12 protein-coding genes (1 of these 12 cut by a window edge) are annotated in these 14,528 nt (G+C 52.2%); 4 read left to right on the plus strand and 8 right to left on the minus strand.

Going from position 1 to position 14,528, the window contains the following annotated elements:
* The 6 genes from tmcA to N7E73_RS06565 all read right to left on the minus strand — a co-directional run.
* Window positions 1-18: the start of an acidic tetraheme cytochrome c3 TmcA gene (gene tmcA / locus N7E73_RS06540; RefSeq protein ID WP_432738234.1), read on the minus strand. It extends 387 nt beyond the left edge of the window; 18 of the gene's 405 nt are visible here — the first part of the coding sequence; the start codon lies at window positions 16-18; its stop codon lies beyond the left edge, outside the window.
* A 13-nt stretch (window positions 19-31) separates the two neighbouring features.
* The gene (gene tmcB, locus N7E73_RS06545) at window positions 32-1,348 is read right to left on the minus strand and encodes an electron transfer complex ferredoxin TmcB (protein ID WP_432738235.1); all 1,317 of its coding nucleotides are present in this window, start codon (window positions 1,346-1,348) and stop codon (window positions 32-34) included.
* Window positions 1,349-1,375: 27 nt separating this feature from the next.
* The gene (tmcC, locus tag N7E73_RS06550) at window positions 1,376-2,035 is read right to left on the minus strand and encodes a TmcC family electron transfer complex membrane anchor subunit (protein WP_432738236.1); all 660 of its coding nucleotides are present in this window, start codon (window positions 2,033-2,035) and stop codon (window positions 1,376-1,378) included.
* 16 nt (window positions 2,036-2,051) lie between these two features.
* On the minus strand, window positions 2,052-3,305 hold the full coding sequence (tmcD, locus tag N7E73_RS06555) for an electron transfer complex subunit TmcD (protein ID WP_432738237.1): 1,254 nt from the start codon (window positions 3,303-3,305) through the stop codon (window positions 2,052-2,054).
* Window positions 3,306-3,722: 417 nt separating this feature from the next.
* Window positions 3,723-4,787, minus strand: a complete 1,065-nt coding sequence (locus N7E73_RS06560) for a phosphotransacetylase family protein (RefSeq protein ID WP_432738238.1) — start codon at window positions 4,785-4,787, stop codon at window positions 3,723-3,725.
* A gap of 10 nt (window positions 4,788-4,797) precedes the next feature.
* Window positions 4,798-6,933, minus strand: coding sequence for an acetate--CoA ligase family protein (locus N7E73_RS06565; protein WP_432738239.1), 2,136 nt, complete (start codon window positions 6,931-6,933; stop codon window positions 4,798-4,800).
* Between the two features lie 487 nt (window positions 6,934-7,420).
* Here N7E73_RS06565 and N7E73_RS06570 point away from each other — a divergent pair, with 487 nt between their 5' ends.
* The gene (locus N7E73_RS06570) at window positions 7,421-8,407 is read left to right on the plus strand and encodes an HD-GYP domain-containing protein (protein ID WP_432738240.1); all 987 of its coding nucleotides are present in this window, start codon (window positions 7,421-7,423) and stop codon (window positions 8,405-8,407) included.
* Between the two features lie 63 nt (window positions 8,408-8,470).
* On the opposite strand, the gene N7E73_RS06575 is transcribed toward N7E73_RS06570, so the two are convergent.
* Entirely contained in the window at window positions 8,471-9,253 is a 783-nt protein-coding gene (locus tag N7E73_RS06575) for a transporter substrate-binding domain-containing protein (protein WP_432738241.1), read from the minus strand.
* Between the two features lie 248 nt (window positions 9,254-9,501).
* Between N7E73_RS06575 and mobA the strand changes: the two genes are divergently transcribed.
* From mobA to N7E73_RS06590, 3 genes are all read left to right on the plus strand, one after another.
* Window positions 9,502-10,134: a molybdenum cofactor guanylyltransferase gene (gene mobA / locus N7E73_RS06580; RefSeq protein WP_432738242.1), complete on the plus strand. Its 633-nt coding sequence runs from the start codon at window positions 9,502-9,504 to the stop codon at window positions 10,132-10,134.
* Complete coding sequence (locus tag N7E73_RS06585) at window positions 10,121-11,359, plus strand: molybdopterin molybdotransferase MoeA (RefSeq protein ID WP_432738243.1); 1,239 nt, start codon at window positions 10,121-10,123, stop codon at window positions 11,357-11,359. Before mobA ends, N7E73_RS06585 begins: the two co-directional genes overlap by 14 nt.
* Window positions 11,360-11,620: 261 nt before the next feature.
* Window positions 11,621-12,811, plus strand: a complete 1,191-nt coding sequence (locus N7E73_RS06590; RefSeq protein ID WP_432738244.1) for a PhoH family protein — start codon at window positions 11,621-11,623, stop codon at window positions 12,809-12,811.
* 246 nt (window positions 12,812-13,057) lie between these two features.
* Here N7E73_RS06590 and N7E73_RS06595 read toward each other — a convergent pair whose 3' ends face one another.
* A complete protein-coding gene (locus N7E73_RS06595; protein WP_432738245.1) occupies window positions 13,058-14,500 on the minus strand; it encodes an HAD-IIB family hydrolase in 1,443 nt (480 codons plus the stop codon).
* Window positions 14,501-14,528: the final 28 nt, after the last annotated feature.

Genomic DNA, 14,528 nt, shown 5'->3' on the forward strand with positions numbered 1-14,528 from the left:
GATTACTCTTTTTAACATCGTCATCTTCCTCCTATTCCACTTCCGGCTTTTCCATGAGTTCAAAGATCAGGTCGCCGAAGAACTTAATATCCATACCCAGTTCATAATAATGAACCAGATCTTCGAGACCGCCGTGACAGTTGTGGCAGGGAGCGAGAATGGTGTTTACGCCGGTTGCCTTGAGCTGCTCGGCCTTGATCCTGTTACCTTTCATGCGGACATTCTTGAACGGAGGACCGCAGTTGATAACACCGCCACCAGCAGCACAGCAGTAGTTGTGCTCAAGGTTGGGGGTCATCTCAACCACATTTTCACACAGGGCGTGAGCCAGCTTGCGGGACTGTTCCATCAAGCCGCGTCCGCGGATGATGTTACAGGGATCATGCACGGTGATAGGCTCCTTGAACTTCTCACGCAGCTTGATCTTACCAGCCTCGAAAAGCTCCCAGAAGAATTCCACGGAGTGGACTACTTCGATAGGATAGCTGGCCCAGGCATCCCAGCGGTTGCCCTGATCGTAAACGGAACGGAATGCGTGACCGCACTCACCCATGACGATGCGCTTGACTTTGAGATCGAGAGCGGATTCGAAATGGCGCTTCTTGAGCCGGCCCATCATTTCAAAGTCACCGGTGAACATGCACATGTCGGAGTTGTCCCAGCCCGGCTCAGTGGGCATGGTAAAATCAACTCCGGCCACGTTCATGATGTAGGCGGCCTGATAGATAAGCTGGGTACGGAACTTTGGTTCCGGTGCGATAACTGAATAATAGATATCCGCCCCTTCCTTGCCCAGCGGGATACGCAAAGTCGGCAGCTCGTCACGAGCTTCGTCTTCCTGCCACTGCAGGGTATCCATCCATTCGTCGTCCTTGAGCCACATCTGGTTCATGGTTGATGAGTGGGAGTGGGCGGTATCCTGAATGTACTGCGGGGTTACGCCGAGCTTGTGGCACATGCGGCGCACCATGCTCATGATGTAACCGGTGTCGATTCCCAGCGGACAGAAATGAATGCAACGGCGGCAGAGGTTACACTCGGTGTAAGCTATCTGGGCCATTTCATAGATTTCTTCCGGGGTCACTTTGTAGTTCTGGCGCAGAATTCTGCCCAGAGTCTGATGCACCTTACCGGCCGGAGAATAACTCGGATCCCCATCGTGGGACATGTAATAGTGACAGGCCTCGGAGCACATGCCGCAGCGCATGCAGGTTTCTGCATACAGCTTGAGCTTGGCCCCGGCTTCTCCTTCGATTACCTGTTTGAGGGTATTTGAGATGCGTTCAGGGGTCAGGCGGGAAACTCCGCGGTTAAGCCCTGCATCTTCGATTTTTCTGTCGAACGTCATTTTAAGATACTCCTTGCGGGGCTTTGGTTACCAGTCCTTGCAGTGACGTACGCCACCGAACTCGGAACCGATGTATGCTCTGGTGAACAGACCGAACAGCATGTGGCTCAACCTGGTGAAGGGAATGCTTACGAGCATGATTTCGCCGCACAGGATGTGCAGGATAAGCATGAACTTGGCATCACCGATCTCGTGAAAAGCCATAACTCCGGTTGCAAAAACCAGAGTGGGAACAACCAGAGCAATCCAGTCCTTGGCAGTGGTCAGATAGGCCACATCTTTCTGCAGAAAACGGCGCAGACCGAAGTAGATGCAACAGACAACAACGAGGATGGACATAATGTCAGCAATGGTATCAGGCAGGGTCGGCCAGCTGATTCCAAAGAACTGATCCCAAAGCACCACGTGTCCCAGAAGGAACAGGGGTACGACTACAAGACAGATGTGAAAAACAAAGGTCATCATCGCAGTCCAGGGATTGCGCTGCCAACCGAGGGTTCCGGACGGGTTGAGCCATGCCATAATGGAACGCATGCCCCATTTGAAGCTCATATAATGCATGGACGATGCGTCCTTTGCCTTGGCAAGCTGGTACATTGAAACCAGCCTGTAGGCGGAACCGAGAATAAACACGCCCCAGGCGAACCACGCCAGAGGACCTACCACGAATGCATAAACACTGTTCATGTGCACTTCCTCCGGGTTAGAATTCACTCACATCGGCAACGATGCGTACAAACTTGCCGCCATTAATGGCACGAATGAGAACCTTGGAGCTGTCAGGGCTGAAAGCGGGCTCCCAGCACTGGTCGAAATCCTGTCCGTAAGGCTTGCCGTCAAGAATTACGGTATAACGGCCGTTTTTCTCGACTTTGGCTGCAACCTTGGAACTGTCAGGGCTGAAAACGGGTTTCCAGGCCATTTCAAAAACACCGGGCCAGACTTTTCCGTCACACATCACAGTGTAGTCACGGTTATCCTTGCCCAGTGCCGCAGCACGGTTGCCGTCAGGGCTGACTGCCAGATCAATGACCACCGGAGCGGTTATTGACCAGGGCTTACCGTCAACTGCAACAGTAAACACGCCGAATGTGGGAGCAATAATAGCCCAGAGTCTGCTGCCGTCCGCGCTGAACTGCTGGTGCCAGCAGTTGGCGAAAACGTTTTTCCAGAGCAGCTCTCCGTCCTGAGCCATTCCCCACTTACCACCCATGCGAACAGGAGCAACAAGCGCGCCGGTTGCAGGGTTGAAGCTGGGAGCCCACACGCACTGGTACTCGCGCTGCCAGATCTTTCCATCGACTGCGATGGTATAATCATAGAGAGTCTTGCGTATCTGGCAGGCAACCCTTTTACACTGCGCATCAAACACCGGAGTGTAGCAGTTCATGAAAACGTTGTCCCAGGCCTCGCCATTCACAGCAACGGAGAAGACACCTTTCTGGAAGGTTTCAACATCCGCCTGACCAAGCGACTTTACCTGAACAACAGCTGCGGTGGATTTACCATCGCCGCCCACTGAGAAGTTGTTTGCATTCTCAAAAAAGTTATCCCAGAGGACTCCGTCAACTCCCATGCCGTATTCCATATCCTGCTGTACAGCACAGATGATGGTTCCTTCAGGCCCGAAAGTTGTCTTCCAGATATAGCCGTACATTTCCGGCCAATGCTCTCCGTCTACCGACAGAGTCCATTCTCCCTCCTGCTGGGCAATTCCGGTCAGCCTTCCGTCGGGCGCAAACTTGGGGTAGAAAACCCTGTCATAACGCTCCTCCCAGACTTCCCCGTTCACACAAGCAGTGAATTCCATTTCGCCCGTCTTTACGACCGCTCCGACCTTTTCTCCGTCGGGGCTGGCATGGAACTCTTCCACCCACTCAAACTTATCGGTCCAGGATCCTGTGTCCTGAACCTCTCTTTTACCGGGATTCCAATCCCACGTGGACGCATCAGGCATCTCACGCCTCCTCGTTCCGAATGATCCGGTTAATCCGCCAACGCCCCGGATCGGCTCGGTTTTTAGGGTGCAAGCACCCTGTTTTTCAAACCAACATTAGTCCCGTCTTTGGTCGAAACAAACCTAGTCACACCAAGGCCGGAGACCCATCCGACCTTATACCTGCCAATTCACTCGCACATTTTAACGACTAGTACAATACCGTCCTGAGCCTTTTGCCGACTGAAAACAATAAAAAAACAAAGACGCCGAGGCAGCCACGGCCCCGGCGTCAAATAAAATTATACTGTATATTAAGATGGTTATATCTTATTTATTTTATAAAAAACACCTTCACTCATTTAACAAAAATGATCAAACGATTTTTTTATTCCTACTATAACAGTTGGTTATAATACCAACTCGAAGGGGAGGTAATCACAGGTCCAGCTCAGCCATCAGATAGTCGTAATCGAGCTCCGAATTGACCAGCCCGGCGCCATGATTAATCTTGATCATATCGCGCAGTTTATAGCTTTCCTGTATGGCTTCCATCTTCTTGGCAACTGCATAGGTATCATCGCGCACAACAATTACCGGAATTTCCAGAACTTCGGAACGGGTGAGAATAATGTCGTTGGGGTAGAGGTTACCGGTAAGGATCAGACAGGGGCAGTTCCCCTCAAGAGCCACAAGCTGAACATCCGCCCGGTCCCCACCGACGATGACTGCAGAATTCTTGTGTCTTCTGAAGTGAGTGATAAAGTTCTCAACCTGCATGGTTCCGATGAGAAAATTCTCAACTACCCGATCAGCCTTGGCGTGTGCGGAGATGATCTTTCCGAACAGCCTTTCCGCCAGATCATTGACCTTGATAGCGCCCATGAGCGGATCTCTCGGGATGATGCCCAGAACCTTTACTCCTCTCTTTTCAAGGAAGGGAACCAGCAGTGAAGTAAGCTCATCCATGAAATGTTCAGGAACGTCATTGAAGACCACGCCCAGAAAATCATCCCCCAGCTCCTTGTGGACCCGCAGCACGTAATCGTAACGCAGTTCCTTGCTGTACCTGTCAACAAGAATGGTCTTGGCTTTCAGGGAACGGGCCACGTCGGGTCCGCTCACGCCGCAGTAAGTCCCGGAACTCAGGTAGCTCCCGGAACCGCCGATGATCATCACATCCTTGCCCCGGCTGAGTTCCTCATAGGAATCCACGATGGAAGGCATCAGGTCGCCGAGATCCTCGGAAAAGGCCTTGATAGTGAAATCACGGGTGACCAGCACAGGTGTAACCTTGGCGGGATCCTGCTCCAGACCCAGCACCTGCTGAATAAAGGCGGCATCGGCATCCCCGGGTTTATCACCGTCCATGTGCGGCACCGCGCCTACCGGTTTCATGTATCCTACGTTCAGTCCGCTTTCGCGCAGCTTGAGACCGAGCGACATGGCCAGAAGGTTCTTGCCGGAGTATCCGGTGGTGGAACCAATATATATACCTACCATCTATGCCTCCTTATTCAGGCTCAGCAACAAGTCCCCGCACGGTTGCGCCGCCAGGGCCGGGATCGACCACGGTCATCCTCGCATCTGCGACCAGGGCCTCTTCCGCACTTACCAGCACAGGGTTGAATTCAGCTTCATAAATTTCAGGAAAATCTTCAGCCAGACATGACATCCTGATCAGGACATCGGTAATCGCATCGAAGTCAACGGGCTCTCCTCCCCTGACTCCCTTCAATAACATATAGGAGCGGATTTCCCGCACCATATCTCCGGCATCCTCCACGGATAGAGGCGCCAGACGGAAAGAAATATCCTTGAGGATTTCCACATGGACCCCGCCCAGACCGAACATGAGCAACGGTCCGAACTGCCTGTCCCTGCGAAATCCCACAATAACTTCTCTTGACCCGGGTGAAACCATCTGCTGGACCAGACACCCGGCAATATAGACATCGGGACGCAGACGCTGGGTACGGGCGGTAATATCCCAGAAAGCCGCCCTGACCTCTTCTGCGGAATTGAGCCCGACACGGACACCGTCCACATCGGACTTATGGGAAATCTCGGGGGAGGCAATCTTAAGAACAACAGGATAGCCGAGCTGTCCTGCTATTGCGGCAGCCTCGTCGCCGCTTCGGGCCAGATCGGATTCGGGAGACGGCAAACCATAGGCAGTGACAATATCACGGGCCTGAAATTCCACCAGCTCGGCCCGCCCTGAACGCAGTGCGGACTCGACCACATCACGTGCTCCATCCACATCCCTTTCCGGGATTATGTAGGTCCTTGGGGGACGCCCTTTCCAGGCGGCATAGCGATACATGCAGTCCATAGCCCGCACCGCCTGCTTGGGGAAGTCATATACCGGAATCCCGGCAGAAGCAAAGATTTCCCGAGCCTTCTCACTGTTCCTGCGCCCCATAAGACAGCAGAATACAGGCTTTGGAATCTCGCCTGCGGTCTCGGCTATCGCCCCGGCAACTGCGGCAAGGTCAAGACCGGCTGAAGGAGCAACAATCACCAGCAGGCTGTTCACACCGGGATCATGGCCCACTATACGCACGGCACGGCCATAGCTCTCGGCATCAGCAGTTCCGAGCAGATCTACTGGGTTATAAAGCGATGCATAACCGGGCAGCATCCGCTGCAGGTCACCGATAATATCCGGGGAAAAAGTGGGCATACGCATCCCGGACTCCCCGCAGGCGTCCGCGGCCAGAATCCCGGGCCCCCCGGCATTGGTAACTATCCCCAGATTCGGCCCAAGGGGCAGTTCCTGGGAGGAAAAAGCTTTGGCAAGATTGAAAAGATCATCAAGACGGTCAACCCTGATCACCCCGGACTGCCGGAATGCGGCGGCACAGGCTTTATCGGACCCGGCCACAGCTCCTGTATGGGAGGAAGCCGCTCTTGCCCCGGCCGGAGTCGTTCCTGCCTTCATCATTATGATCGGCTTTTTCATGGACACCCTTGCGGCATGTTCCATAAATACGCGCCCGTCATCAATGTTCTCCACATACCCGAGAATGACTTTCGTCTCCGGATCATTGCCCAGATACTCAAGCATGGCGGCCTCATCCAGCACTGCCTTGTTGCCGAGGCTTATAAACTTCGAGAAGCCTACCCCTGCCCCCATGGCCCAGTCGAGCACCGCAACGCACAGGGCCCCGGACTGGGAAAAAAATCCGATCTTGCCCGGCAGGGGATTTCCGGTTGCAAATGAGGCATTGAGTCTGGCGGCGGAACTTATCAGCCCGAGGCAGTTGGGACCCAGCAGATTTACTTCATGCTTTCTGGCCAGCTCGGCAAGTTCAGATTCAAGCAGCCAGCCGTCGTGATCCACCTCTTTGAAACCGGCACTGATTACTATGACCGACCGTACACCGACCTCAATCAGCTCCTTGAAACAATTCAGAACCATATTTCGGGGAACAGCAATTACGGCAAGATCAACAGAACGGTTCAGCTCAGCAATACTTTTGACAACAGCAAGGCCGTGAATAGATCCGCCGTGAAGGTTCACAGGGAATACTTCACCCTTGAACCCGGCCTGCAAGATATTGGCAACTATGGTGTTTCCGATCTTGCCGGAAACAGATGACGCACCGACAACGGCGACTGAGGTAGGAGCAAAAAGACTATCCAAATTTTCTCCAGAAACCCGAAAACCCGGCCCTGCGGGATGGTTATAATGAACACAAACTAAACCGTAACCAGAAATCAACGTTCACCGTATAGAAACTCTTACAGATGATGATATGAGCACCTGAACAAATGAATATAGTCAGAGTGAGCCCATCATTGCAAGCAGGAGATATCAGCTGTGGACGATAATGCATTCTACCCGGACTGCCTCTCGAATCCACTAAAAACCGAATTATTTTTCATAAAACGCCACCTGCCTTAACTGGATTATCACAACTTAAGCTTTTAAAACAATAACTTACCACCCGAACATTGCAGTTGCCCAAACCGGATATTTAATGATAAAAGCATGATAGGGGTGGGAAATATAACCAGCAGAACCGTTGAAGAACACAGAAGAAAACAATCCAGTACAGCATGCAACAAAAGAAATAATTTTCGATTCTGCGCAAACAAGAAATATGGCAGAAGTGGAGTCTGCTACGGATATGGCTCATGATAAAGATTTAATAGATGAAAGCTACTGCTCCATTCCGAGCAGAATATTCAAGCTGCTGCCCAAAGCAAAGCTTGATTTCAGCTTATACAAAATGAACACCGCCAACGGGAAATACTACCCTTTGACTGTTCCGGGGGCACCCATTGCCCATAACGAAAGGCAGAGCATAAGTCAGGACTGCGACGACGGGCTCATTTTCATCAAAAGCACAGAGATACATCACTGTATACCTGTTTTTGCCGTCAAGCTGAACCTTGTTTTGCAATCCATAGGCGAGTCCATTCCGGACCATGATCTTGCGCTATTGATAATCCACGGTCTGAAAATATCTTCAACCAGTATCTTTGTTGATTCAGTTAAACTGAATTTCGACGAGTTCAACGATACGATAGGAACCGTGGCGGAAATCCTGCATAGAAGGCCGGACCTGCTCTGGCTGATGATTCCCCTGCTGGACAAAACCCACTCGCTGGTCAACAAGTCCGTTTCCACCGGGGTCATCGGTGCTGCGGTAATTCTTCTGGGGAGAGATCTGAAACCGGATCTGAATGTGTTTCGGGATGCGCTGAGCGCCCTGCTGCTTTGCGACATCGGGATGCACATGCTGCCGGAATTCGTACTGGGCAAAGAGTTCTGCCTGACCCGCGACGAACAGAAGCGTATCCGCCAGCACCCCATAGGCTCGGTCAAGCTGCTCAGTGAAACCAAAAAAATAAACAAATCCGCGCTGCGTGCCATTCTGGAGCATCATGAACGCATGGACGGATCAGGCTATCCCAGAGGAGTCACCAACGAACATCTTTCCTGGCTGGGAAAGCTGTGCGGGGCTGTTGACTCATTCGTGGCCATGACCATGGAAAGGCCGGGCAAGAAAAAACTGCCGATAGTGAATGCCCTTAAAATACTCTACAAGGAATCGTCCCAGTACGACCCCAACATTATTTACGCGCTGGAGAAAGTCACCTACCGGGACTAATCCATGCACGTAAAAAAGCCCCCACACATACACGCATAAGGGCTTTATTTCTTTCGGTCTTGATTACTGCCTGTCCATGTGCAGGTAAAGAGATTTCAACTGGTCCATCTCCCCTTTCAGAATCATTTCATCCATCATGAAATTTACGGTGTCCTGCAGCCTTGAGTCCCCAGCCGGCATAAGATATCCCAGCTGGCTGCGGGTGAACAGGTTGTCCAGCATGGGAGCTGCAAGGGCCGGATTGGTTGCCGCATAAAAAATGGCTTCAACACTGTCGGTAATCATAACATCAACCTTACCGTCGGCAACCGCGGCAGGAATTGCCAGATTGGACTCAAAAACAACGATTTCCGCGTTTTTGATATTGGCCCGTACAAATTTCTCATTGGTCCCGCCCGGATTAACCCCGATCCTGACGCCCTTGCGATCAATGTCAGCCATGGTTTTAAAATCAGCAGCTTTTGCGGCTGCAACCAGCGGGGTCTTGCCGAAGGTTACGTAACCCTGGGAAAAGCAGGCTTCCTTCTGGCGGGCAATGGTTCTGGTTATTCCGCTCATGCCGATATCGTATTTTCCGTCCTTAAGATCCTGCATGAGTGTTTTCCAGGTAGTAGGAACGAACTCAAGTTTCACACCAAGCTTTTCGGCAAAGCTCTCTGCAACAGCAATATCAAATCCTTCATATTTACCGTTATTATTGTAGGAGAAAGGTTTATAGTCTCCGGTAGTGCCCACCCTTAGAACCTTGGAGGACATTATTTCATCAAAGGAACGGGCCTGGGCGATACCTGCCCACAGGCAGGTCAACAATGCGGAAGCCAGAGACAATGCAAGTATGCGTTTCATAAATACTCCTTGAACAGCACAGAACTGTGCCTTTCGAAATGTGATGTGGAAATTGATTGGCCGGATGCAGGAAGCGTCCGGATCTGACATGATCAGGCAACATAACGTCTTGCCCCGGCAATGTCCACTGGCCGGCCTCGAACACACAAAAACATGATGGATTTACCCGTACTTTTATGCAAAAATCAAAGACGTCCTGCAGGATGATAGCGACCTGCTTCACAATTTATCTGAGCTGAAGACCGGCTATGATCGATAAACCCGACAATACCAAAGCAAACCTCAGCGCGGCTATTCTGGCCGGCGGAGAAGGCCGCCGCATGGGCCGGACGGATAAATCATGTCTGGAAATTTCCGGACAGAAACTGGTCAGCAGGATCATCCGGAGCCTGGAAGGCCTTTTCAACGAGATCTTCGTCATCACCCGGACACCAGAGAATCATCCGGACCTGAAGGTCAGGCTCGTGGGTGACATTTTTGAATTACGCAGCTCGCTGACCGGATTACACTCGGCCCTGTACCATGCCCGCACGGACCATGTTTTCATCACCGCCTGCGATTCTCCTTTTCTGAACCGGGAGCTCATCACCGCGTTCCTAAACCATCTTCAACCTGATGACGATGTCCTGATCCCCATCCACCCCGACGGCATGTACGAACCGCTGTGCGCGGTATACTCCAGACGCTGCCTGCCCTTCATCGAACAGAACCTTGAAAAAAACATTTTTCAGATCATCCGTTTCTTTCCGCAGGTCAAAGTCCACACCGTGGATACCGACTTCCTGCAGAAAAAGGATCACGATCTGGAAACTTTCATCAACGTAAACACCCCTGAAGAGCTGGACAGGGCCTGCAAAAGGGCTTCACATGCCGACAGATAAAGGCCACAACTTTTTTCTACTGGATATTCCCCGTGCCGAAGCCCTTCATATTCTAAAGGAAAACATCAGCCCCGTTCAGCCCAGATCGGTATCCGTTACAGACTGCTGCGGCTGCATAGCCGCAGAAACCATAACTTCGGCCATATCCCTCCCCGAGAATGACCGCTCGGCCATGGACGGCTTTGCCGTTTCAAGCGCGGACACAGCCGGGGCAACAAAAGAATCACCCGTCAGAATGGCTTTCTGCGGGGAAGTGCGTCCCTCGGAAACACAGAAATGCTGTGCCCCCGGAGAATGTGCGGTAAGAGTCCTCACCGGAGGCATTGTCCCGGAAGGAACCGATGCAGTTATCCCCTTCGAGAAAGTAACCATTGAAGATGACACCATAGGAATCAAAGGTCCGGTGCGGGAAGGGGACTTCGTCCGCAAGGCAGGATCGGACATCATAAAGGGAGAAACAATAGTTCCTGCTGACAAGAGAATCTCGCCGTGTGAGGCTGCACTGCTGGCCTATACCGGAATCCGCTCCGTAAATGTACGCCGTCCCCTGTCCATAGGTGTGCTTGCCGTCGGTAACGAACTCTGCGACCCGGCTCTTGAAAATGCCTGCGGACTCATTCCTGCCGACAATCTTATCCTGATGAAATCACTGTGCGGCAGGGTCGGGGTCAATAACGTGGACATCGCCACCTGCGCCAATTCACCTGAATCAATTTCCAAAGCAATCTGCGGCAATTCTGGCTGCGACCTGATCATAACCACCGGGGGAACCGGTCCCGGAAACCGCGACTTTGTATTCAATTCGGTGCTGGATGCCGGAGGGAAACCTTTATTCAAAGGGCTGGCCATGCACCCGGCCAAATCCGTTTTCGCTTTCCGTATGGATAGCTGCATTGTCATCGGGCTGCCCGGCCCTCCCAACGCCGTAAACCTCGCCTTTCACACCATCATCAGGCCGGTCATCAACATTCTTCTGAATGTTCCTGAAATCTCCCCGGTCAAAACCGCCCTGCTCAAAAGTAGCGTAAAAGGGGCCGGAGGAAGGGAAAAAATGCGTCCCTGCTTCATCGGCGAAGAAAACGGTTATATTTTCGCCGACCCCCTCACATCCGGACACCTTTCACCGAGAAAAATCATGTCCCTGAGCAACGGCATCATCATCCTCCCCTCTGACAGCGGAGAGCTGGAGGAAGGTCAGCCTGTTGAAGTCATCTGCTACGGCTGATTGGCTCCGGCCCGGCTTCCCTCCACTTTCAATGACAATTTCATTTCCTCCGGCTTCTTCACGCAACTGTCACAAAAACGCATTCTGATCGGAGAGCGCCAGTTCTCCTGCCGGTGTAAACAAATCTCATGTACCAAAATGCAGCAGGAGCTTCCTGCCGAACCATCGACAAGACATCATTGATGTTTCTTTCTTGACCGGGCGACCCAGACAGGTCGCCTTTTCCTTTTCGCCCAACCGTCAACCGGAAGTCGAGGAATCATGGGACAGAAAAATTTTGTACTGGACACCAACGTACTTATTGAAAACCCCAAGTGCATCACAGCACTGCGGAACGGACAGGATAATATGGTCCACATCCCCTACACAGTACTGACCGAGCTGGACAAGCTGAAACGCGACCCACGCATCGGCCATATTGTTTCGCAGGCGATACACTCCATCCTGACGGACGGGAAACTAACCATACTTTCCCCGGAATATGCAGAGACAATCGAATCGCAGAACCCGGACGACCGTATCCTCAAGGAAACACTCAACAGCGGCATTGAATCTCCCATACTCGTTACCAATGACCGCATCCTGCAGATCAAGGCCGGAATATACTCCCTGCAATGCGAAGAGTACAAGGATTCCGATCCGTTCAGATCTGATTCACAGCTGTATACCGGTTTCACCGCAGAAGGAGAAACCCCGGCGGTCAACAGTTTCAGCTGGAAAAACGGAACCCCGGTCTTTAACGGTGCTCACGGAGAAAAACCTGTTACCTACACCCACGAAGTATGGGGAGTGAAACCGCGCAACATTTACCAGAACCTTGCACTCGAACTGATGCTGAATGACTATATAAACCTTGTCTCGATACAATCTGAGGCGGGATACGGTAAAACATTTCTGGCCTTGGCATCGGCACTTTATCTGGCTCTGGAAAAAAAGAGCAACCCCTACGAAAAAGTGTATCTTGTCAAACCGATATGGGAAATAGGGGCCAAAATGGGCTACCTGCCGGGGACTGTCGAAGAAAAAATGCAGCCGTATATCCGCTACATAAGAGATCTGGCTGTGAAGCTGCACGAGCAGCGTCCGGCAAACCGAATTTTCATGGACACGGATTCCGAAAAATTCCGCTTCAACCAGAAGAAATTCGAGATACTGCCCATCGCCTACATCCGCGGAATGAACCTTGAAAACTGCGTGGTCATCATTGACGAGATGCAGAATATGTCCCGATCCGAAGTCCGCTCACTGCTGACCCGCATGGGTGAAGGCGTCAAATGCCTCTGCCTCGGAGATACCAGACAGGTGGACAATCCCTATCTGAATGAGAGCAACAACGGTTTGAACTGGGTGGTCAAAAAACTTCGTAACAATAAGGAATACGCGCACATGGTGCTAAAGGGGGAACGCTCCAGAGGACCGATAACCGACATGGTATTGAAGACCGGGCTGTAACCCTTCTACTGCGATTCAACAGTTTTCACCCGCTGAAACTTATTCATATAGAACTTCCTGGCTCACATAAAAAACAACAAAGGACGTGTGACTGAACAGTCATACGTCCTTTGCTTTTATACTAAAAAAACAACCGGCAAGTTTACGATCCAAAAACAGCACAGCCATGCCGAAGAGCCCGGCCCCCCTCGGCTCTCTGTACGCCGGAGATTGAATCAGATTAAAGCGCGCCGGGCATCAAATTCTCTAATAATCGGCCAGCCAGTTATGCGGGATGGTCCAGCAGCCGTTCTGCACGGTCTCAACCAGCGCATCAAGCAGTCTGGCGACACCATACTCGCGGCATGACGGAATGTGCAGATCAGCAGCGGGCAGGACTTCGGGTGCGGCATTGGCCACGGCCGCGCTGATTCCGACATGGCCGAACAGGGTCAGGTCATTCTCGCTGTCTCCGATGGCAATGGAGTTGAGATCAGGCCAACCGGCTTCCTTCATGATCTGCATTGCCGCGGAATGTTTTCCGTGTCCCGCAGGTCCGATTTCAAGAAACTCCTCGGCAGTCCGCACGCAGCTGAGTCCGTGTTCGGCCGCAAGGTTGCGCACGAATTCGCACTGCTCAGTCTGGTTGCGGTGAGAGAAGGTCAGAATCTTGATAGCTCCGCTATTTCCGGGAGTGTCCCCGTATTGCGGCAGGACCTCCCCGACCATGGTAAAGGCATGGCGTTCTTCCGGCTTGAGTTTAGCACGGGTCCAGATTCCATCGGTAACATAAGTCGCGTAATTCACACCCTTTTCAAGCAGGGCATTTTCTATGGCTTCAAACGGCCCAAGAACATCGCCATGCAACCGAATCTGCCCGTTGCGGACAATTACGGACCCGTTGACCCCGGCATGGGAATTATGGCTTCCCACACTGCTGATAAGCTCAGGCACACTGATCATATGCTTGCCGGTGACAAGGGAAAACCGCCCTCCCGCAGTTGTATAACGGTTGATTGCTGCAAGAGTGCGCCGGTCAATTCTTGCTCCGGGAGTAATCAGGGTGTTGTCTATATCGCAGAAAACCCATGGCAGATTGCGGCCCTGCTGGCGGGCAATGCCATCGGCATAGGAAGCCTGTACCCGGCGGGCCACCGGCAGGGTTGCGCGGGCAATCCAAGGTGGAATCGAATCCGCACCGAAGCGGTGTTCGAGTTCAGCGATACGCTGCCCGAAGGTAAATGGTTCGCCTACGGGAGATGTACGAAAATCGCAGTAACGCACCGCATCATGAATGATTCCATCCAGCTCCGGCTCAGGAAAGCGGTCATAGAGAGTCTTCATCTCCGGCATGGATTCAATTTCAATCGGTGTACTGGAATGCCAGAGCACGGCCTCGATGACCTCTTCAGGAGCGTTGCAGTGGGCAAGAAATACGGCTCCATCAAGGGGGTGAAATCCGGTGCTCCGCAATTCTTCAGAATAGCCTACATCATGGAAAAGAGCAGCGGTTACTATCTTTTCGGCAAGAACAGAATCATAGCCCAGCTGATTAACAAGCCTTTCGGCAGTACGGCGGGCCTGCCGCATGTGGGCAAGGCGGGTTGAATCCGCCGGGAAGAAGGATGCGGCAAATTTATCATCAAGCACCCCGGCGACCGGTGCCAGAGGCTCCGGAAATATTTCTTTCAATATGTCGGACAATTTCACGGAATGCTCCGCTGGGAATGGTATTTGG

Origin of the sequence: Maridesulfovibrio sp. FT414, assembly GCF_050916235.1 — a bacterium.
Lineage (GTDB): Bacteria > Desulfobacterota > Desulfovibrionia > Desulfovibrionales > Desulfovibrionaceae > Maridesulfovibrio.

Coding starts and splice junctions, on each gene's coding strand:
- tmcB (WP_432738235.1), bottom strand. CDS start 1,348: ATGACGTTCGACAGAAAAATCGAAGATGCAGGGCTTAACCGCGGAGTT.
- tmcC (WP_432738236.1), bottom strand. CDS start 2,035: ATGAACAGTGTTTATGCATTCGTGGTAGGTCCTCTGGCGTGGTTCGCC.
- tmcD (WP_432738237.1), bottom strand. CDS start 3,305: ATGCCTGATGCGTCCACGTGGGATTGGAATCCCGGTAAAAGAGAGGTT.
- N7E73_RS06560 (WP_432738238.1), bottom strand. CDS start 4,787: ATGGTAGGTATATATATTGGTTCCACCACCGGATACTCCGGCAAGAAC.
- N7E73_RS06570 (WP_432738240.1), top strand. CDS start 7,421: ATGGCTCATGATAAAGATTTAATAGATGAAAGCTACTGCTCCATTCCG.
- N7E73_RS06575 (WP_432738241.1), bottom strand. CDS start 9,253: ATGAAACGCATACTTGCATTGTCTCTGGCTTCCGCATTGTTGACCTGC.
- mobA (WP_432738242.1), top strand. CDS start 9,502: ATGATCGATAAACCCGACAATACCAAAGCAAACCTCAGCGCGGCTATT.
- N7E73_RS06585 (WP_432738243.1), top strand. CDS start 10,121: ATGCCGACAGATAAAGGCCACAACTTTTTTCTACTGGATATTCCCCGT.
- N7E73_RS06590 (WP_432738244.1), top strand. CDS start 11,621: ATGGGACAGAAAAATTTTGTACTGGACACCAACGTACTTATTGAAAAC.